The sequence below is a fragment of the Pseudomonas sp. 51_B genome (assembly GCF_017491595.1).
Classification (GTDB): Bacteria; Pseudomonadota; Gammaproteobacteria; order Pseudomonadales; family Pseudomonadaceae; genus Aquipseudomonas; species Aquipseudomonas promysalinigenes.
This window is the reverse complement of the sequence record NZ_JAFGYW010000557.1, coordinates 1-246: the sequence shown is the minus strand read 5'-3', so window position 1 is coordinate 246 and position 246 is coordinate 1. Positions and strand designations below refer to the sequence as shown.

Genomic DNA, 246 nt, shown 5'->3' with positions numbered 1-246 from the left:
CGCAGTTCTACGTGCCGAACGCGCCGAGCTGGGGCTTGGACAACCGCACCGTGGCCCTGCGCGTGCCGACCGGCTCGCCGGATGCCGTGCGTATCGAGCACCGTGTGGCCGGCGCTGACGCCAACCCCTACCTGGCCATCGCCGCGAGCCTGCTGTGCGGCTACATCGGCATGGTCGAAGGCATCGAAGCCAGCGCGCCGGTTCAGGGCCGTGGCTACGAGCGCCGCAACCTGCGCCTGCCGCTGA

1 pseudogene is annotated in these 246 nt (G+C 71.1%); it reads left to right on the top strand.

Annotation, left to right across the window (positions count from 1 at the left end):
* Positions 1-246 (top strand): annotated as a pseudogene (locus J5M56_RS26160) (glutamine synthetase); the annotation flags it as partial.